Genomic DNA, 19554 nt, shown 5'->3' with positions numbered 1-19554 from the left:
CCCTGCTGCGGCCATCGGGGAGGCTACATCGCGGGATGGGACCTGATGAATTTCCAATCCCTGAGCATCCTAATCGGGGTTATTCCTGGAGGCAGTACCGTTGGAGAATGCGAATGCAGTTGGCGATCGCCCCGATATGGGCAATTTCATAGCCGTGAGTATTCTGGGTGGGAAAGCCCAAACAGGCAGCCCGGGCGACATGACCGAATTTCATGGCGATGGAGGCATCACTGCCAAATCCGCTAATGGTTGCCAGTTGCAAGGCGACTGCCTCTTGTTCTGCCGCCTGCCGAATCTCCCGATTCAACCCTTCATCGTAAATCCCATACCCATCCTGAGACAGCAACACGGGAACCTCCCCCTCGGCGATCGGATATTCCGGGGCCACGGGACAAATTTCTAAAGCAATTAAGGCATCCAACCGTTGACGGTTAGTAAAATACAAGGCCCCCACTGCCCCGACTTCTTCCTTTGCCGATGCCACCCAATAAATATCGCCCGGGGGATTCTTCACGGTTTCCGCCAGGGCTAACAAAATTGCCACCGATGCTTTATTGTCCAGGGTGTAACTGGCGATGTAATCCCCCATCCGCAAGGGTTTTTTCCGATGTTTGCCCACCACCATGCGAGTACCGGGACGGACCCCAGCCTCGGCTAATGCTTCCGGGGTGCATTTGGTTTCCACCCAGGCATCTTCCCAATTTAGGGGTTTATCTTTCTGAAATGCCTGTTGGGGGGATTCGTGGGAGATGTGACGGGACCCAAAACTGAGGATGCCACTGACAACCTGGCGATCGCCTAAAAAATCCACCACTCCCTCCCCATAAATCCAAGGGAACGAACCGCCCAATTTGCGGACTTGGACTCGTCCCGTGGGTTCGATGGTTTTGACGATCGCCCCAATTTCATCCTTATGTCCCGTAATCCCTAGGGACTTTCCCCCCGGGCGTCCCGGAGTTTTGGCAATCACATTTCCTGCCGCATCCTGCCATACCTCCACCCCAATCTCCTGAAATTGATTCAATAACCAGCGATCGATTTCGCCCTCATCCCCACTGGGCGAATGATGCAAGACTAAGGTTTCAATCGTCTCGAATAAGCGATCGTACTCTAACACTGACATGATTATTTACCTAATTAAGATTTCCCCTGCTATTTTCCGACAGATCCAGATCAGTCACTCCTCAAGTTTGTTGCCCGAAAACTTAGGGCAAATTGGGATTAAGATCTGCCCCGGAATAGCGGGTAAAGATCCACAGAATTGAACGCAAGCAGTCGCGAAGAACTCGCCTAGGGGACTCCGAGGGCAACCCCCCAGAAGGTACGGCAATCGGGGTGATGATCATACCGCGACTGCCAAACACGAAAAAGGCGATCGCCCAGGATCGGCGAATATGATAATCCGATGTGATTAAATACACATGGCGCAGACCCCGGGCAACCAACTCCTGACGCATATCGGTAAAATTTTTCACTGTATCCGTTGATCGCACTTCAAAATGCAGTTGCGCTTCGGGGACTCCCGCTGCTTGGAAAATCTGACGATAGCCCGGATTATCCACCCCAACTCCCGACAGCCAGATATCCAACTGGGGCTGCTGCTGCCAAAACTGGGCGGCAAAGCTCATGCGGTGGGGATGTCCTTCTAAAACCACGATCGCTTGAGGAAGCGGGTTCAACAGGCGGGCGATCGCAATTTGCACGGGAATCCATCCCACCAGCATCACCAGTACCGTAGTGAGGAATAACCTCAAAAATTTTTGACCCACTGATAAACGTTGACTCACTTTTGTCCTAAACCTTGACCCGGTATCTATCTCAAGGAGAGGGGAACTATCCCCTGTCGATTTCATCCGTTGGGGCTTTCGGTAGATATTACCCCAAATGCTCTCCCTTACCGCCTTTACGGTGCTACAGGACTGGGATTTGTCATGGCATCTGGAACCGTTAGTCCTTCCCCTTGTAGCCCAAAAAACCACAAGGCAGCAGCCGCTTCAGCCCGAGTCACCTCTTTTTTGGGTTGAAATAAGGTGGTATAACCAAAAGCACGGCGAATATTCGATCGGTCCCCATTCTGATAATCGGCATAGACTGCCCGCAACGCATTCGGGTCAATTTTACTGGCATCTTGGAACCCCCAGCTTTCTTTAATCGCATCTACGGATGCGCTGGGTAAATTGCTGCGCCGATCTAAGGGTACTTTCCACAACAGCAATTGTTCTCGGGTGATTATGGCATCGGGACGAAATGTAGTGGCGCTACTATCCCCACTCAATGAACTGGGAATAATCCCGGCTTCGGCTAATCCTTGAATTACGGGGAAATCGGGATGGTTTGTACTGACGTCGGAAAAGGCTGGGTTAGCGGTGGTAGGTGCTAATCGGACTTGTTTTCCCGGTTGGTTGGCATAGATTTTATTATTGACTTCTAACAACCATCGCGCAAATTGCTTTCGAGTAATTCCTTGGTTGAGATCCACGGTAGATTCGGTAGCATTAGCGCTGGTATTTCCGGAGGGTTGGGCGATCGCAATGCCCATTTTTTCTAAGTCGCGCAGATAGGGTCGCAACTGTTCCGGAACCTTTTCTAGTGCAGTGGGGGTGGCGGAGGTTGTGGAGGGTTCCGAGGCGGGTGGAGAAACTGGGGTTGCCGCTTCAATGGCGATCGTTTTGGGGGGTTGATCTGCGGGGGTTTCTCCCGTGGTTGGCGTGGGATTAGCGCGAACATAACTAATCAGAAATTCTCCTTTCTGTGGAGGATTTTCCCCCATCCCGATTGGCGGTTTGAGGTCAATATTCACGAGCAAATCCATTCCGTAACGGGCGATTAAATTCGCTGGGGATTCGGTTTGATTGGTTTGGGGTACGATTTCCCAATTCGGCTGATTAAACTGTTGTTGATAAAAGTTCAGCACTTGTTCAAGACTGTCTGAAGTTTGCCAGAGGGTAACAACTCCCTCATCTACTTTTGGGGCTTCAGGAGTCTCATTCGGGGCGATCGTCCGGATAAATTCTGCATTGGGATAGGAGGGGATGGTGTCTGGGAAATCCTGGGGAAGTTCAGAGGAGCCTTCCACTCCCTCCAAGGCGGGATCCGCAGGCGGTGGCGGTGTCACTGGAGTTTCCCCATTCTCTTCCAGCAGCGGATCTGCAGCAAAAGTCCGTTCTAAGGTTTGGCTATTCGGACTGTTGGCACAGGCACTCAATCCGATCACCAGGGCGATCGCCGTCAGGGATGCCGATAGAGGTTTTAACAACATCACGATTCAATAGGAGAAAAAATATACGCTATTTTTACCCTAACGTAGTTTCCACAAATTGCAGGGGGGCGATCGCGACGGGTTGAGGGGGAGAATCCCCCCGTCTGCTGACCATTGCTCTCCTCCTGGGGTACAGTAAAGGTTACCAACGCAGTTGCTGTCCAAAATTTGGGCTTTCTTTGTCACAAATCTAGACGGTGAAACCTCGTTTCTTGTCCCGCTTAGCTCCTCCTTCACCGGCACTCTAACCCATTCCCCTCACAGTCTCAGGGTGAGGTGTCGGCGAATGGCAAAACTCAGGAGTCTGCCTGGAACACTCGACTGTTTTAGGATCGGTAACCGCAGATATCGTCCCGTTACTAAACGCCCGATGCCTTTAAGACGCGCCTTGAGTCGCACTCCCAACACCGGAAAACTCCCGTCGTGATCTTCGGAGGCATACATCGGTAAAAAGGCTAGTTTTCCATAAAGAACGTCTGCGCGATGGCTGGAACTGAGTTGATTTTGACGATGTTCGGGATTAGGACGTCCCCCATGTTCTCCATAGTTGCGAAAGGGGACGTAATTGTTAAATTTATTTTTGCGCAAAAATGCATCAATTTCTGAATCCCAAGCAGAGTAATTTTTCGGTCCTATTTCATCTTTGATTCGCTCTGCCAGTTTGATTAAATACTCAGCGCTCTGATTGGTGATGATATAAGCTACCATTGCGGTAGAAAATCCCTGGGCATAACCTTCTTGAGAAACGCTATAAATTTGGGGGGCACAGGTATAAAGCCACGCAATTCCCAGATCGGTGCGATCGCCTGGATAGGGTAACGGCAGTTCTCCAAATCCCTGCACCGGCACAAAATCTGCTTCTATAATTAAGGTGGGTTGCGGTTCATTCAAGGCTTTTTCCCAGGCAGATCGATGATTGAGCAGACAGCGATAGCTGGAGGAAAAGTCCTGCATCGCGGGATTTTCTGCCTGTCGCATTACTTCCGGGGTTAACCCTTCCTCACGTAACGTCTTCTCTAGCAAATCCGTGGATTCTTTGTACGCAATAATCAAAACCTTGCCAATGCGATCGCCCAGTCGATTAGAAATGGGCGGCTGTTCCATCGCCCCATCGATTGCCTTCATTGCTTTTGGGAATAGGTTGACCTTTCTAGTTTACCTCGGAATCGAAATGCTTCTATCCTGGTTTGATGTTTTGGGATACCCCGGTGACTTTTGTACTTTTCCCCTCGGATTTTGCCGGACTTTTGTGAAACTTTGAATTACCGAGTGAGATTTTCTATCGCCTTGATCGCATCTTGATATTTGGCTGTCAATCCTTGCCTTTGATAGAGTTGCGCGGCTTGTTGAAAATCCGCCCGGGCGGATTGTGAGTCTCCCATCCGTTGGTAAGTCAGCCCGCGATTATAATAGGCTTCTCCTAAGTTGGGATTAAACCGAATGGCTTGGGTATAGTCGGCGATCGCATTGGGAAATTCTTCCAGTAACCCATAAGCCACCCCCCGATTTAAGTAGGAATTTGCATCGGTTTGATTAATCTCGATCGCTTTTGTATAATCGGCGATCGCCCCACGATAATCTTCTAAGCGACGCCGGGTAATCCCTCGATTATAATAGGCTTGTGCTAAAGTCGGGTCCAGTTCCAAGGCTTTCTCGTAATCGGCGAGGGCAGCTTCACTCTCCCCGATATCGTCATAAGCATTTCCCCGAAACACATAGGCGAGGGCATCATTGGCATCCAGTTCAATGACGCGATTAAAATCTTCAATACTTCCAGGATAATCCCCACTCCGGGCGAGACTTTGCCCCCGTCTTCTATAAAATGTGGGGTTATCTGGTGCCAGTTCGATCGCCCGGTTATAGTCTTGAAGCGCTTGCGGAAACTGCCCCAGTTCCGTCTGTGCCTCTGCCCTAAGCATATAAGCATCCGCATCCCTAGGATTCTCCTCAATCACCCGATTAAAATCCGCGATCGCCGCCTGATACTCTCTTAAGTATAAATAATCTAAAGCCCGTAACCCATAAATTTGATTATTTTCAGGCTGGATTTCCAGCACTTCCGTAAAATCTTCCACCGCCCCCCGATAGTCCTCACTGCGGTGACGAGCAATTCCCCGGGCTGTATAAGCCTCCACCAATTTGGGATCTAACTCGATCGCCCGGGTCAAATCTGCGATCGCCCCTTCGTAGTCTTCCGCCTCCAATTTCTGCACCCCCTCCGTCAGGAAATCTTGAGGGCGAGTTTGGGCGACTGCCTGCGGTACAGCCAACATCGGCAAAATTACCGGACCTCCCATCAGGGCGATCGTCAGTCCCAAAGCAGGAAAAACAGCATTTAGCGTTCGGTTCATCAGGATTTTAAGAGAGACTGCAACCCTTCAACAAGTCGCTCACAGTGAGCCTTTTCGTGAGTTGCCATCACCGTCACCCGAATCCGGCTGGTTGGAACCGTCGGGGGACGTACAGCACCTACTAAAATCCCAGCAGCTTTGAGTCCCTCTCCCACGGCTAAAACCGTTTGAGCATCAGGGACTTGCAAACACAGAATCGGGGACTCTGAGGGCAGTAACCGGGATGCCACCGAGGGTACACTCTCTGCCAGCAACTGTTTAAGGTATTTGACATTTTGCCACAATTTAGCCCGTCGTTGCGGTTCCTGATTCACAATGGCGATCGCCCCTAATCCGGCTGCCGTATCTGCCGGGGAAAGTCCCGTGGTATAAATCCAACTCGCCGCCCGATTTCGCAGAAAATCAATTAACGGCGCCGTTCCTGCCACATATCCCCCCAAACTCCCTAATGCCTTACTCAGGGTTCCCATTTGAATCAAACCTCGACCCGTACAGCCCAAATATTCCACCGCCCCCGCGCCCCGGTCCCCAAACACCCCCGTGCCATGTGCCTCATCCACTAACAGCATACAACCATAAGTTTCCGCTACATCTAATACTTCCGGTAAAGGACATAAATCCCCATCCATACTAAACACTGTATCGGTCAAAATCAAACAGCGCCGATAATCCTTTCTATGGGATTCTAACAGGAATTTTACCCCCTCCACATCCCCATGTTTATACTCTAAAACTGTCGCCCCACTCAGAATTGCGCCATTTTTCAAACTCGCATGATTGTATTGGTCCGACAGAATTAAATCTCGTTTCCCCACTAAAGCCGAAATTGCTCCCAAATTGGCTAAATAACCCGAACTAAAAACAATTGCATCCTCTGTTTGTTTCAGCTCAGCGATCGCCCGTTCCAACTCCCGATGAATCGGACGATGCCCCGTAATCAACCGCGAACCCGTCGCCCCTGTCCCATACAATTGAGTCGCTGCGATCGCCGCAGAAATTACCCGACTATCCCCCGCCAAACCCAGATAATCATTACTCGCAAAATTAATCAACTCTTGCCCATCTATCCGCACCACCGGACCCGGACAACCCCTGATTTCTTGCACCGAACGATACCACTTCGCCCGATGAATCGTCCGGAGAGAGTCTTCTATCCAACCATAAGGATTTGTTGACATAGTTCATCCAATTAAAACTACAATACACCCCCACCAATCCTCGTTCTTAGGCTCTGCCTAGGAATGCCCAATTGGAGGCTCTGCCTCCTCCCCAAACCCCCACAAAAAGCCCCCAATCCTCGTTCTTAGGCTCTGCCTAGGAATACCCAATTGGAGGCTCTGCCTCCTGTCTAATCTATCCGAATTAACTACAACCCATTAACCTTCCCCCGGCTCATCAGGCGGAGATTGCTGTTCCTCCTTCCCCGCCTTCCCCCGTTCCGGATACACTCTATCCACCAACCCCATTTCAAACGCCACATCCGGTAATTGTCCCACCGGATAAAGCCCAGGATACAACACACCCGTACTCGTAAAACAAGGCTGCTTCAGTTCAACAATCTCAGTAGCCGCAAAAATATCCCGAGACATTCGCCTTTCGATTCCCATCAATTTTCTACCCAATTTATCAAGCAATTCAAACCGTAAATTCCGGCCCCATTAAAAGTCCTTTAATGATTAAACTTCTCCAGTGTAGGTTTAAACAAAATTAACTTTACCATAACTGATGGCCGATATTAATCTAAGCCTTTATTTTAACATAACTCCAGTACAATCAGGAAACTCTACAACCTCACGTTCCAACTCCTCCCCTGTATTGGAAATGGAGAGATATCATATAAATTCATCAAAGGGGCTAAGGTTCTTCTAAAACATTATAAATTAGTTCAGCCGCCAGTTCTAACATATCCCGTTTTGTGAGGGCCTCCAAATCCACCGGGGCGATCGCTCTCACATCCTGGGGCGATCGCACAGCCGGTGCAGCAAACGCGCGTTTCTGAGATTTCCCCCCCTCCGGCAACGCCCAGGAATCGTAGAATGAATCGATCGCCTGACCATAAACTGCCGCTAATGCCGGTAATTCCCGTTCCGCATCCACCTTGCGCTTGCCATTTTCAATCGAGGACATCGCTTGTTGGCTGAGACTCACCCCATAGCGAATCTCTAGCTGTTCGATCACCTGTTCTTGAGTCAATCCGAGGGACTCGCGGGTAGCCTTGAGACGCTTGCCGAGGGAGAAGGCCATATCAGAAAATCATGTAAACTACACGAAAGTCTTACATTCTCCAGAGTCTCGGTAGTATCCGATAAAAATGTCCAATTCCAATAATCATGTATGGCCCCCGGAGGAGCCACTCAGAACCGCTAGGAATTGAGGAAAACTTGATGCAGGAGGGCGATCGCCAGATGAAATTTCTCCTCCGGGGTCAGAGACTGTAAATCACCCCCAGACACCGAGGGAGCCTCCACCACTGCCGGTAGAGTCCAAGACTGATAAAACGAATCGATCGCCTGACCATACACTGCTGCTAATGCCGGTAATTCCCGTTCCGCATCAATCTTGCGCTTGCCATGTTCAATACAAGAGAGCGCCTGTTGACTCATCGTGACACCATAGCAGTCTTTAAGCTGTTCAATAACCTGTTCCTGAGTTAAACCAAGTCGTTGCCGGGTGGCACGCAGCCGAGGACCAAGGGAAAACTCCATGCAATTTATCAAAAATTCATGTATCTACATGAATAGTATATATTTCCCTCAGAGAAAATTCAAGGGTTTTCCCAAATATTAGAAAATCAAATTGACTTAGGATATTTTGATAAAACAGGGGGGTTAAATAGAGCAAACAGAGGACCGCCAGGGTTGAGAAAGGGAAGTGGGTCCAGAGGCCAATTGGCATCAACCGCATCCCGCTTGAACCAAGTCTCTGGACAAGTAAGCTATGGACAATTACAGTCACAGAGGTTGTGGCTTATCGAAAATTGACCCGTCTGAATCGGGTAACATAGTCTAAGTCATCGTTTTTTGACAGACAAGATTGACACAGCCTCAAGTCCACCAACGATTTGCTAAATTCTGTTTTAGGATCCGAGTAGCGTCTTAGATTCAACGGTCCAGAAATCCGGTTTCTCAGTTTTGCGCCAGATGCTCTAAGCGGTTTTCAGTTTTGCAAACACCTATTCCTGAGTGCAATCAAGTCGGTTCGCGATCGCACCCCCTGACATAGAGGATAGTTGATGATAGATATCAGAAAAGTTGGTACTCACCCGAATAAATGATAAATTTTGTAAAGTCAGGTTGAAAACTCCGCCCAAATACTCAATAATAAGATTGACTTCTAATAATTAGGTAAGATTGGGAGGCAATACAGAGAATAGAGGGACTCCCAAGAGCGGGGTTTTTGAAAGCCAACGGGATACCAGCGTTTTATAGCTGGGTTCATGGCTCACTTAGGCGATCAACTGCTAATCATACTTTCGGAGGCGGGAATCCACAAACAATGTGGACTGCGCGCCCATAAACCCCGGTATAGCCAAGAGATTAAGCGTATCTTCTGACAAAGGATTTCCTGCAATGAATACAAACAACCCAAACCAAGGGAATAATCACAGCCATCAACCCCGATCGCCGGAAAATATAGCGCAAGAGGTTGAAAAAGACCAATCGTATTACGATCTCTATGAAGATGAAGAAGACTTGCTACCCTATCCCCCAGGCGAAGCTTATGATGCCTATTGCGAAAATCCCACATATAATAATGCCATAGAGGCAGCAGAAGAAATTTGGGGGATTCCCGATCCGAGGCTAATTGGCTTAGATTAAACCCCGTCACTAACGAGAGGAAAATTGTAAACTCCCGTAGCCAACATCCAGGAATAGTTAGCATTACAGGACTTTAACAAAGCTCTAAGGCTTATAACCTGGGTACTGTGTAAAGCGCCCGCTTGTCATTGGCGATCAGTTTCGCTATGCATATTGGCTTGACATCTTGTTCGATTTCTTAATGACCAATTCATTTAGACTCGCTACCTTCAAACTATAAGGATACATGAACATGAACATATCAGCTAATTTTCCAGATACCGCTTCATTAAAAAGGTTTGTGGATAGCCTGGAATCTATTTTTTCTAATTCTAAGTATCGGGATAAAAATATTCCTGTAGATGACCAAAGAAATCAATTTATTTTGGAAATAATCAACGTGCCACCAGAATTTGTGGGTAACATTAAATCACTGGCAAAGAAGTGTGGAGGCAGTCATCAGTAATATAGCAGGATAAATTGCCTTTAGCTTTTTAAGCAGAGTCCAGTTATATCTGACGAATGAAATACCGTTTTTGATAGCTTGGGACCCAACAACTCACCGAGGGCTTTCATAATCGATATATAGCGGTTCCTGGACTCATGAGGTGAAGAGATTCTAAGGAGTGCGAGCATCTTGATCGCTCAAACAATAGCGAGCAAGATGCTCGCACTCCAAAAAACATACGTGAATAACTGTGTGAACCACCATAAATGGCTCCAGTAAAATACTTAATCAGACCTAAAGGAAACTTAAATTATGTTTAATTTAGAACTAGCCTGGAATAAACCAGCCAAAACTTGGAATCAATCGACTGATCATGTATTAAGGGTACAAATTCGTCCCCAATCGAATACAGTAGGATTGCCCTTAAGGATGGCGATCGCCTTAGATACTAGCAGTTCCATGCAAGGGGAAAAACTAACAGCAGCCAAAGAAACCTGCCGTTCTGTTGTGGCTCAATTACGCAAGATAGATCGCCTAGAGTTGGCTAGTTTCTCCACTCAAGTACAGCCTCTGCTCAAATCTCTGGCCGGTGGTTCAGAAGCCTTAGATGCTGCAAATACAGCCATCACGAAGCTGCAAGCGTCTGGCGTCACTCGTACAGATATGGCATTAGAGTGGATTCAGAAGACTTTACCAGAGGAAAAAGGCGTTGTTCGTGTAGGAATTTTGATTACCGATGGTCATGCCACAACTTCTCAAGGAGCTATTCTCAGTGATGTGACTGCCTTGCTGGATAAAGCTGCTGAATTGAGCAAATCAGGGATTTTAATTTATCCGGTAGGTTTGGGAAATGCGAGTAACTTTAACAACGTCTTTCTGATTGATTTGGGTAATCGAGGACAAGGGGAGTTTATCTATGCTGAAACTCCATCAGAACTACAGCCTAAATTAAGAGAAAGGCTAACCGCAAGCCAAGCGATCGCCATTGATGATGCCCAAATTCAGTTTACTCCCAAATCTGAAGTTACCCTCAAAGCCTTCTGTCGATTCAGACCTGATTACTTGCCATTAGAAGAAACAGCCAAGGGAAAGCTGAATATTGGAGTGATTCGGACCGATACCCCAACGGATATACTGGTCAAAGTGGAAATCCCCAAATTAGGTGTCGGGGAATCTTTAGGTAGCCGTGAGTTGCTGCAAGTTGAGTTAACCGCTACCAATTTATCTAAAGTCAGTGGGAAAGCCTCTATTCTTTACACTAAATCGGCCACAGAAGCGGAACAGCTTAACAATGATGTAGACAACAACCGCAAGCTTTGGGAAATTAAGGAGAATATGAACAGCTTGATTCGAGAAAACGATCCCAAACGGACGAGGCAGTTATTGGATCGACTAGAAATAGATACCTTACAAGATGGGTTAAGCGAACTGGCGGAACAAGTTGCTCAATTAAAAAACGACCTGGAAAAAACTGGTAAAGTGGATGAAGGTCGCAAGACTAGAGCTTGGGAAAACGTCCAAAAATCGTAATAGCAGACATAGTAATTAAAGATGTCAGATAAGGAACTGAGCAAGCTAAGACTGGTTTATGATCAGAAAACCAACAAGGGCCAAGTGCGAAAAGTTAACGAAGACGCTAAGTTTGTCAAGCCTTGGCCCGATAAATCAGCACTTTTAGCCGTTGTTGCTGATGGAATGGGGGGACAACGAGGAGGGAAAGAGGCGGCTAAAATTGCCATTGATACTTTCAAAGAACTATTAAAGCAGCCTTTACCTGCAACACCAGAAGAACGCTATCATTTCCTCTTGCAGGGTTTTCATGCTGCTGACCAAGCAATTCGAGAGCAAGCATCGCAAGACTTTGGCTTGATGAAAATGGGGGCCACAGTGGTGGCCGCTATTATTACACAGAGTGAATGTTTACATCTGTATGCTGGAGACTGTCGTTTTTATCATTTTAGTGGTGATGCTTCCCCTTATGTAACATCGGATCATACACCCATCAGCGTCCTCTTGAAACTAGGCGAAATTACTCCGGAAGAATCGGTTAATCACCCTATGCGTTCTGTTGTCACGTCCTGTTTAGGCGGTGGGGAAAAAGCTAGATTATCAGTTGACCCTAAATGGAATGATCCTAACTCTCCCGTTCTTCGAGAATTGCATCCTGGGGATGTGTTAGTTTTATGCAGTGACGGGTTACATGGAGAAATGAGTGATTCGGAGTTACAATATTTCGTTAAAATCCATAAAAAATCTCCATCAGAGTTAACCAAAAATTGTGTAAATAATGCCTTAAAACAAGGAGGAAAAGATAACATTAGTATGGTGGCTATTTTAGTTCAGGAGGAAGATAACTGATGAACGGGGGATGGGGATTTCTAAGAGGACAGAAAGTTAAAGACTATAGTCTAGTAGAAATATTAGGCGTAGGAGGCGAGGGATGTGTTTTTCGGGCAAACAAGATTATAGGAGACCGGATACTGGCACACCAATATGCTGTAAAACTTCGGTCCACTGATACAGAGAACTTTGATCGGCATTTGAAGGAACTAGATGCTGCCAGTCGGCTAAATCACCCTCACCTAGTACGAGCTTTAGATGTAGGTGAATGGCAAATAAACAATGACCAGTTTTTGTTTCTGGTGATGGATGTGGCAAACGGAACGTTAGGCGACCGCTTAAGCCCAAATTCTCCTTTATCAAAAATAGAAGTGGTAGAGGTAGTCAAAAGTCTGGCTTCAGCACTGGAGTATATGCACGGTCAGACTGAGCCTATTGTACATCGAGATTTGAAGCCCGGAAATGTAATGCGAATGGGCGAAGAGTGGAAAATCGGCGATTTTGGTATAGCGGGGGAGACCAACCCCCAAGGAGTTCGTGTCACCAGTTTAATAATGGGTACTAAAGAATATGCTCCACCTGAGTCATATCAAGGAATTACTTCATTACCTTGGGATTTATGGTCTTTAGGTGTAATGATTATAGAAATGCTAACCGGAAAATTACCATTCAACACGAGCACTGATCAAGTTTTACAAGTAGAAATCATGACAGCTGATAGACTACAATTAGCTGAAAATCTTCCTGCACCTTTTGATAAAATTGTGGGTGGGTGTTTGATTAGAGACCCGAAACAGCGTTGGACAGCAACGCAAGTATTAGATGCAGTTAAGTCTCGACCCGAACCACGACAACCACCCGGACCACGACAACCACCCGGACCACGAAAAGGAGGACTCCCGAAATTCTCCGACCCTTGGGAAATCTTACAAGAAAAATATGACAAAAAGGAAATGATAGAGGTTCAGATAACAAGTGTCAATAATGAGGGTATCGTTGTTAACATATTTAATATGAGTTCTTTTATATATAAAAAAGATCTAGTGCAACTACCCCACACCTACCGGGGCCTTGTTGGTCAATCATTAGAAGTTTTAATTTTAGAAATAACCAAAGCAACTCAACAATTAAAATTTTCAGAAAAACTGCTTAAAGCTTCTTCTTTTGAAACGGGCCAGCTTATTGAAGGAGAAATAATGAAAACAGAAGATTATGGTGTATTTGTTAATTGTAAGGGGTTATGGGGATTGCTCCATAAAAGTCAAATAAGCAATAAGTTTGTGTTTCCTAGCCACATTAAAAATTTATTTATATCCAATCAAATGATAAAAGCAGTCATCATAAATGTCTCGGGAACTCAAATTAGCCTTTCAACAAAAATTTTAGAGAAGTATCCTGGAGAAATGCTGGAAAATATGTCACAAGTTATGAATCAAGCTGAAGAGAGACTTGCTGAAGCTAGGCAAAGAATTTCTCCGTAGATATTAAACTACATAAGGAGAATCTATATTTGACTTGGAAAAGATAGTTGCGCTGTGTTTTCTGCTGCGTTAACAAATTTAATCACTGAGCTTGCCTCGAAGGATGCAAGAGTCAACCCGCAATCCTTCGGGGTAAAGCGGCGATCGCCTCCTGAAATTGCTGCCATCCGCAATCCTTCTCGGTGAAGCGGCGATCGCCGTTTACGGAGAAGTCTTCTCCCCTAGACTCTCAAGAAATCTAACGGGCGATCGCCCCCAAATTGAGCATCGGACGTCCGCTGGTAACCCCTGATTTGCCCGAGTCGGGGACATTCCCCTAGGGATGAGATAAAGACCCCAAGAAGCCCGGTTAATCGGTCTAATGGGGTCCGCATGAGTAAAAATGTTGGGGAGTAATTCCGTTAGTCTTGCCCTGACTGTAGCGACGCCCGAAAATTTCATCGCCAAAATATATCCCGGGATAGTGGGAGACCCACCCGAGACCAGGCTAAACTGGCTCTGAATCGGTAGGAGTCAGAGTTTTGTACCCAGTCCTACCCAGCGGAAAACCTGTGGAAATTTATCAAATTTTTAGAAAAAGGTGGAGGTACAATCATGTTAGAGCACCGGATATTAGAACAGGGAAGTCAAGGGGAAGAAGTTAAAGAAATTCAACAGATTTTATTAAATATGGGATACGATGTAGGCGATGCGGGAGTTGATGGAACATTTGGGCCTCAAACCGAAGCAGCCGTTAAAAACTTTCAAGGAGATCTCAATTTGCAATATCCTGAAGCAACGGTGATTATGGATGGAAAGGTTGATCACCAAACTTGGTTTTTCTTAAAAAAAAGCCGTCCCTAACTCTAAAATTGCTCCATCCAAAGCCGGCAAAAACCCATTGAACCGGCATTTTTTCAGTGGAATAATAGAGGGATAGGCGAAAGAGTCTGAACTTCGAGGAGATACCCAGGCAGTCGGCGATCGCCTCCGGTCAGACTCACTTTGTTTGCTCTCCCTGGTGCTAAATTGAATAGGAAACAGTCTCACCCGGAAGTGATTCCAACCCTTCTTTAAAAAATCCAAGTTTTGATGACGTTGGGTTAAAAAACTTAAAATTATTTGGGTTTTCTTCCCTAAACCCACAAAAAGATCCAATTTATCGTGAAGATAGAGGTAGCATGGGAACCAATGATGTTTGGGAATCACAATCAACCCGCCATGAAATTTAAACGTTTATATCGAATACTTGCTTTTACGGTATTTCTGCTGACCATCGTGGTTGGATGTGTCAGGAATGCCAGGGAACCCGGAACCCTCGAAGTCTGGGCGCACGCGGGTCAAGATGCAGAACGAATCACCCTGCAAGAACAAGTCAATCGGTTTAATGCCGCTCATGATGAGGTTACCGTTAATCTCACTTTTCTACCTGAAGGTTCCTATAATGCCCAAGTCCAAGCGGCAGCCATCTCACAAGATTTGCCCGATGTTCTGGAATTTGATGGGCCATTTATCTATAATTATGTCTGGCAGAAAAACCTTCGACCGATTGACGACTTGATTTCTTCAGAAGTCCGTATGGATTTGCTGCCGTCGATTCTCACTCAGGGAACCTATAGCGATCGCCTTTATTCCGTGGGAACATTTGATTCTGCACTAGGAATTTATGGACGCCGCAGTATCTTAGAATCCGCTGGAATTCGCATCCCCCAAGGGAATGCCGACGCTTGGACGGCAGAGGAATTTAATCGTGCATTAGCAGCATTAGCGGAAAATGACCCGGACAGGCAAGTTCTGGACCTTAAACTGAACTATTCTGGAGAGTGGTTTACTTATGCCTTTATGCCGCTATTATATTCTGCGGGCGGTGCCACCATTGATCGCACAAATTACCAAACCGCTTCCGGGGTAATGGATAGTCCCGAATCCGTGGCAGCAATGGAACAAGTGCAGTCTTGGATGCAAAATGGCTACGTTGATCCGAATGTGGATGACGCCGCTTTTACCACCGGACGGGTAGCGCTTTCTTGGGTGGGACACTGGGTTTATCCGAGTTATGCAGAAGCGTTTGGGGATGATTTAGTGGTGTTGCCTCTGCCGAATTTAGGCAATGGATCAAAAACTGCCCAGGGTTCATGGAATTGGGGAATCACACAAAGAAGTCAAAACCCCCAAGCAGCAATGGCATTTTTGGAGTTTTTATTACAGCAGGATGAAGTGATCGCCATGTCCAATGCCAATGGGGCCGTCCCCGCCACCCAAAGTGCGATCGCTCAATCTCCCTTATACCGCGAAGGCGGAGCGCTACGCTTATTTTCTTCGCAATTGTTGAATAACAAGACCATTCCCCGTCCCCAAACTCCCGGTTATCCGGTGATTACTTCAGCCTTTCAAGAAGCTTTTAATAACATTCGCAATGGTTTGGAAGTGCAACAAGCCTTAGAACGGGCCGCCACAGAAATTGACTTAGATATTCGGGATAATGAAGGGTATCCCAATGTGAGTCAGAACCCCTAAAAGCTTCCCCTCTTTTTCAGAAACTTTTTCTAAAATTGACCCCAAATTGACCACATTTTAGTGATGATAAAGATTAATTATTAATCTAAACTTATGGCAAATCGAACTACTCTAACTGCTCAAAATGATACGCGTAGCGCCCTAGGGATGGCAGCCCCTGCCTTGATTGGATTATTCCTATTTGTGGCCTTGCCTTTTACCTTAGCGGCCATTTTGTCTTTTACGAATTTAAGACTGGGTTCACCGTTACCAACGAGGTTTATTGGGTTAGAACAATATGCGCGAATTTTTAGCGAACCCTCGTTTCGTCGCGCCTTACTCAATAATGCCATTTTTGCCCTGGTAGTTGTGCCGTTGCAAACAGCGATCGCCCTTGGGTTAGCCCTCTTACTCAACCGTCCCCTGCGCGGCATGGCTATCTTTCGGACCTTGTTTTTCATGCCGGTAGTTTTTCCGATGGCGTTGGTTTCTGTCATTTGGATTTTGATTTATGCCCCCGGTGCCAATGGTATGATGAATTCATTTCTGGATTTTATTACCTTTGGATTGTGGGAACCGCGAGATTTTCTGCGTGACCCCTATCTAGCACTTCCGGCGATTATGCTGCTATCTATATGGCAGGGAGTGGGATTTCAAATGGTGATTCTCTTAGCCGGTTTGCAATCAATTCCCAGTGATTTATATGAAGCTGCCGCCATTGATGGCAGTAATAAATGGAACCAATTTCGGTACGTCACCTTACCCCAACTGCGAAATACTTTAATTTTCGTCATGTTGGTGACTTCCATTCTGTCATTTCGCCTGTATGACCAAATCGAAATCATGACCAATGGAGGCCCGCTGGATGCCACCACAACGGTGATGTATGAAGCGGTAACCGCTGCCTATCAACAGCAAAAAATGGCCAAAGGGGCAGCCATGACGGTGGTCTTTTTCCTAGTTGTTCTAATGATTACCCTCATCCAACGGACCTTGATTAAAGAAGAACGGGCGATCGATTAAATTGTCAGTTTTAGCAACAAGGGCGGTAACAGTTGCCCCCCCTCATCCAGATGAAAGTGATAAATCACTTGCTCAATAATCCTTCACAACTCTAAATTAATGAAACAAATTACAAACATTTCCCAGGAAGCATCAACCGGAAGAAGTCGCGTTTCGGCGATGACTCATGATGAGTTAATAACCCGCCGTCAAAACCAGCAGAGGGTTAGTATGATTCTCAGCTATGTAGTTTTGACAATTTTGGCCCTGCTGTTTATTGCACCCATTTTATTTATGATTATGGGCAGTTTTAAGCCCGATAATCTGGTGTTAGTCGAGGCGGGTTCATTTAAAGCGTTTGTCACGGATAAACCATCCTTGCAAAACTATCAAGATGTATTTAAGAGGGTTAATTTTACTCGGTTTTTCTGGAACTCGATTTTTATTACGGCGGTGATCGTCCTCTTGGGACTCCTGGTCAATTCAATGGCGGCTTATGCCTTTTCTCGGTTGCAGTGGCGGGGACGGGATATTATTTTTCCGGTGATTATCGCTTTAATGATTATCCCCTTTGAAGCCATTGCCGTTCCGCTGTTTTTTCAAATGACCTGGCTGGGATTACGCAATACTTACATCGCCCAAATCATTCCGTTTATTGCGAATGCCTTTTCTATCTATTTATTTTACACCTTTTTTATCGTTTTGCCCAAGGAATTGGAAGAAGCAGCAAGAGTAGATGGGGCGGGTCCAATCCGGACCTTTTTTGAAATTATTGTCCCGGTTTCTAAACCTGTTTTTGCATCTGTAGCGATTCTAACTTTTTTAACCCAATGGGGGTCATTTTTGTGGCCCACGATGATTGCTGTGGGGGAAAGAGTCCGTCCTTTACCCGTAGCGATCGCTCAATTTCAAACCTTACCTCCCGTTCAATGGGGGGATATTATGGCCTTTGGGGTGATGATGGTTGCACCCATGTTAGTGATTTTCTTAATCTTCCAAAAAGGGTTTGTTCAAGGGGTTGCTTCTTCGGGTATTAAGGGTTGAAAATTAGCCCGCATCCTAAAGGGTCTGGCTCTACAAACAAAGCCCGCCTGCGCGGGCTACTTGAATTAAGTATTGTCTGAATTGATGAGTTATCGCGATTTTTCCCCTCTCCTTCATTCAATCATTGCTGTCTAAACTATCCAAAAATTAAAACAATGGCAAAAGTAGAATTTGACCACATTTACAAAGTTTATGCCAATGGCTTTACCGCCATGAAAGACCTCTGTTTGACCATTGAAGATGGGGAATTTATGGTCTTTGTTGGACCTTCCGGTTGTGGCAAATCAACTGCCTTGCGGATGTTGGCGGGGTTGGAAGAGATTAGTGCAGGAAAATTAATCATCGGTCAGGATGTGGTGAATAATAAAAGTCCCCAGGACCGGAATATTGCAATGGTTTTTCAAAATTATGCCCTGTATCCGCACATGACGGTGCGGCAGAATATGGAATTTCCCCTCCGCATGATGAAAGTTCCTAAAGGAGAACGACAACAGCGAGTTATGGAAGCGGCTGAAAAACTGGGATTGACTCATTTGCTGGATAATAAACCCAAACAAATGTCTGGGGGACAACGGCAACGGGTGGCAATGGGACGGGCAATTGTGCGAGACCCGGCAGTGTTTTTAATGGATGAACCCCTGTCGAATTTAGATGCAAAAATGCGGGTGCAAATTCGCACAGAAATTGCCGATTTGCAGCGCAAAATGGGAACAACAACCGTATATGTGACGCACGATCAAGTAGAGGCGATGACAATGGGCGATCGCGTGGCAGTGATGCGCTTGGGGGAACTGCAACAAGTGGCACCGCCTCAAGAGTTATATGATCGCCCCAGGAATGTCTTTGTTGCGGGATTCATGGGGTCTCCGGCGATGAATATCTTTCATAGTGAGTTACACAAAACCGAAAGCGGTCAATTTGCCATCACCTACGGAACCCAACACCTGGCGATCGCCCCTGAAACCTGCGATCGTTACCGCGAAATTGAGCGCTATCTCAACAAACCCATTTTTGCCGGATTGCGCCCCGAAGCCTTTTTAATAGCAAATAGCAATACTCCCGAAAGTCATAAAATTGAAGTAAAAATCACCACCCTTGAATCCCTGGGTCATGAAACGATTATCTATTTCAATTCTCCCATTGCTAAAATTGAAATTCAAGATAAAGATGACCTAGCCAAAGTGCTAGAAAAACCAACAGGAGAGAGTCAATCCATTGCGATCGCCCGAGTCGGTTCCGCCCAAAAACTCCACCATGCTGATCGCCTCTCCCTCGCCGTCGATACCCGCCAACTCTACCTATTCGATCGCCACGGCAACGCAATCCTCTAAGGATTTCCCCCGAAAGGACAAGGCAA

General features: G+C 46.4%; 20 protein-coding genes. 11 read left to right on the top strand and 9 right to left on the bottom strand.

What is annotated here, in order from left to right:
- Window positions 1-79: 79 nt before the first annotated feature.
- The 9 genes from NG792_RS15055 to NG792_RS15015 all read right to left on the bottom strand — a co-directional run bounded on the left by NG792_RS15055 (window position 80) and on the right by NG792_RS15015 (window position 8315).
- Window positions 80-1123 carry a M42 family metallopeptidase gene (locus NG792_RS15055; RefSeq protein WP_261201319.1) on the bottom strand — a complete coding sequence of 348 codons (1044 nt, stop codon included), beginning with the start codon at window positions 1121-1123 and terminating at the stop codon, window positions 80-82.
- 82 nt (window positions 1124-1205) lie between these two features.
- On the bottom strand, window positions 1206-1787 hold the full coding sequence (locus NG792_RS15050; RefSeq protein ID WP_261201318.1) for a YdcF family protein: 582 nt from the start codon (window positions 1785-1787) through the stop codon (window positions 1206-1208).
- Between the two features lie 116 nt (window positions 1788-1903).
- Window positions 1904-3259 carry an S-layer homology domain-containing protein gene (locus tag NG792_RS15045; protein ID WP_261201317.1) on the bottom strand — a complete coding sequence of 452 codons (1356 nt, stop codon included), beginning with the start codon at window positions 3257-3259 and terminating at the stop codon, window positions 1904-1906.
- A 258-nt stretch (window positions 3260-3517) separates the two neighbouring features.
- Window positions 3518-4384: a glycosyltransferase family 25 protein gene (locus tag NG792_RS15040; RefSeq protein WP_261201316.1), complete on the bottom strand. Its 867-nt coding sequence runs from the start codon at window positions 4382-4384 to the stop codon at window positions 3518-3520.
- A gap of 137 nt (window positions 4385-4521) precedes the next feature.
- Window positions 4522-5610, bottom strand: a complete 1089-nt coding sequence (locus NG792_RS15035; protein WP_261201315.1) for a tetratricopeptide repeat protein — start codon at window positions 5608-5610, stop codon at window positions 4522-4524.
- Window positions 5610-6788 (bottom strand): 8-amino-7-oxononanoate synthase, encoded by a 1179-nt coding sequence (gene bioF, locus NG792_RS15030; RefSeq protein WP_261235912.1) that lies wholly within the window; start codon window positions 6786-6788, stop codon window positions 5610-5612. Before bioF ends, NG792_RS15035 begins: the two co-directional genes overlap by 1 nt.
- 198 nt (window positions 6789-6986) lie before the next feature.
- Window positions 6987-7217, bottom strand: a complete 231-nt coding sequence (locus tag NG792_RS15025; protein WP_261235911.1) for a hypothetical protein — start codon at window positions 7215-7217, stop codon at window positions 6987-6989.
- Between the two features lie 247 nt (window positions 7218-7464).
- The gene (locus tag NG792_RS15020) at window positions 7465-7854 is read right to left on the bottom strand and encodes a helix-turn-helix transcriptional regulator (RefSeq protein ID WP_261235910.1); all 390 of its coding nucleotides are present in this window, start codon (window positions 7852-7854) and stop codon (window positions 7465-7467) included.
- A gap of 119 nt (window positions 7855-7973) precedes the next feature.
- A complete protein-coding gene (locus NG792_RS15015) occupies window positions 7974-8315 on the bottom strand; it encodes a helix-turn-helix domain-containing protein (RefSeq protein WP_261235909.1) in 342 nt (113 codons plus the stop codon).
- Window positions 8316-9179: 864 nt separating this feature from the next.
- Between NG792_RS15015 and NG792_RS15010 the strand changes: the two genes are divergently transcribed.
- The 11 genes from NG792_RS15010 to NG792_RS14960 all read left to right on the top strand — a co-directional run bounded on the left by NG792_RS15010 (window position 9180) and on the right by NG792_RS14960 (window position 19528).
- The gene (locus tag NG792_RS15010; protein WP_254563869.1) at window positions 9180-9428 is read left to right on the top strand and encodes a hypothetical protein; all 249 of its coding nucleotides are present in this window, start codon (window positions 9180-9182) and stop codon (window positions 9426-9428) included.
- Between the two features lie 232 nt (window positions 9429-9660).
- A complete protein-coding gene (locus NG792_RS15005) occupies window positions 9661-9873 on the top strand; it encodes a hypothetical protein (protein WP_261235908.1) in 213 nt (70 codons plus the stop codon).
- Between the two features lie 294 nt (window positions 9874-10167).
- A complete protein-coding gene (locus tag NG792_RS15000) occupies window positions 10168-11385 on the top strand; it encodes a vWA domain-containing protein (RefSeq protein WP_261235907.1) in 1218 nt (405 codons plus the stop codon).
- Between the two features lie 21 nt (window positions 11386-11406).
- Window positions 11407-12213, top strand: a complete 807-nt coding sequence (locus NG792_RS14995; protein WP_261235906.1) for a PP2C family protein-serine/threonine phosphatase — start codon at window positions 11407-11409, stop codon at window positions 12211-12213.
- Window positions 12213-13676 carry a protein kinase domain-containing protein gene (locus tag NG792_RS14990; RefSeq protein ID WP_261235905.1) on the top strand — a complete coding sequence of 488 codons (1464 nt, stop codon included), beginning with the start codon at window positions 12213-12215 and terminating at the stop codon, window positions 13674-13676. Before NG792_RS14995 ends, NG792_RS14990 begins: the two co-directional genes overlap by 1 nt.
- Window positions 13677-13730: 54 nt before the next feature.
- Window positions 13731-13862 (top strand): hypothetical protein, encoded by a 132-nt coding sequence (locus tag NG792_RS14985; protein ID WP_261235904.1) that lies wholly within the window; start codon window positions 13731-13733, stop codon window positions 13860-13862.
- Window positions 13863-14270: 408 nt separating this feature from the next.
- On the top strand, window positions 14271-14519 hold the full coding sequence (locus tag NG792_RS14980; protein WP_261235903.1) for a peptidoglycan-binding domain-containing protein: 249 nt from the start codon (window positions 14271-14273) through the stop codon (window positions 14517-14519).
- A gap of 357 nt (window positions 14520-14876) precedes the next feature.
- On the top strand, window positions 14877-16172 hold the full coding sequence (locus NG792_RS14975; RefSeq protein ID WP_261235902.1) for an ABC transporter substrate-binding protein: 1296 nt from the start codon (window positions 14877-14879) through the stop codon (window positions 16170-16172).
- Between the two features lie 93 nt (window positions 16173-16265).
- Window positions 16266-17174 carry a carbohydrate ABC transporter permease gene (locus tag NG792_RS14970; RefSeq protein ID WP_261201305.1) on the top strand — a complete coding sequence of 303 codons (909 nt, stop codon included), beginning with the start codon at window positions 16266-16268 and terminating at the stop codon, window positions 17172-17174.
- A gap of 99 nt (window positions 17175-17273) precedes the next feature.
- Window positions 17274-18197 (top strand): carbohydrate ABC transporter permease, encoded by a 924-nt coding sequence (locus tag NG792_RS14965; RefSeq protein WP_261201304.1) that lies wholly within the window; start codon window positions 17274-17276, stop codon window positions 18195-18197.
- 155 nt (window positions 18198-18352) lie between these two features.
- Window positions 18353-19528, top strand: a complete 1176-nt coding sequence (locus NG792_RS14960) for an ABC transporter ATP-binding protein (RefSeq protein ID WP_261235901.1) — start codon at window positions 18353-18355, stop codon at window positions 19526-19528.
- Window positions 19529-19554: the final 26 nt, after the last annotated feature.

The organism is Laspinema olomoucense D3b, assembly GCF_025370785.1.
Lineage (GTDB): Bacteria > Cyanobacteriota > Cyanobacteriia > Cyanobacteriales > Laspinemataceae > Laspinema > Laspinema olomoucense.
This window is presented reverse-complemented; position numbering and strand designations above follow the sequence as displayed.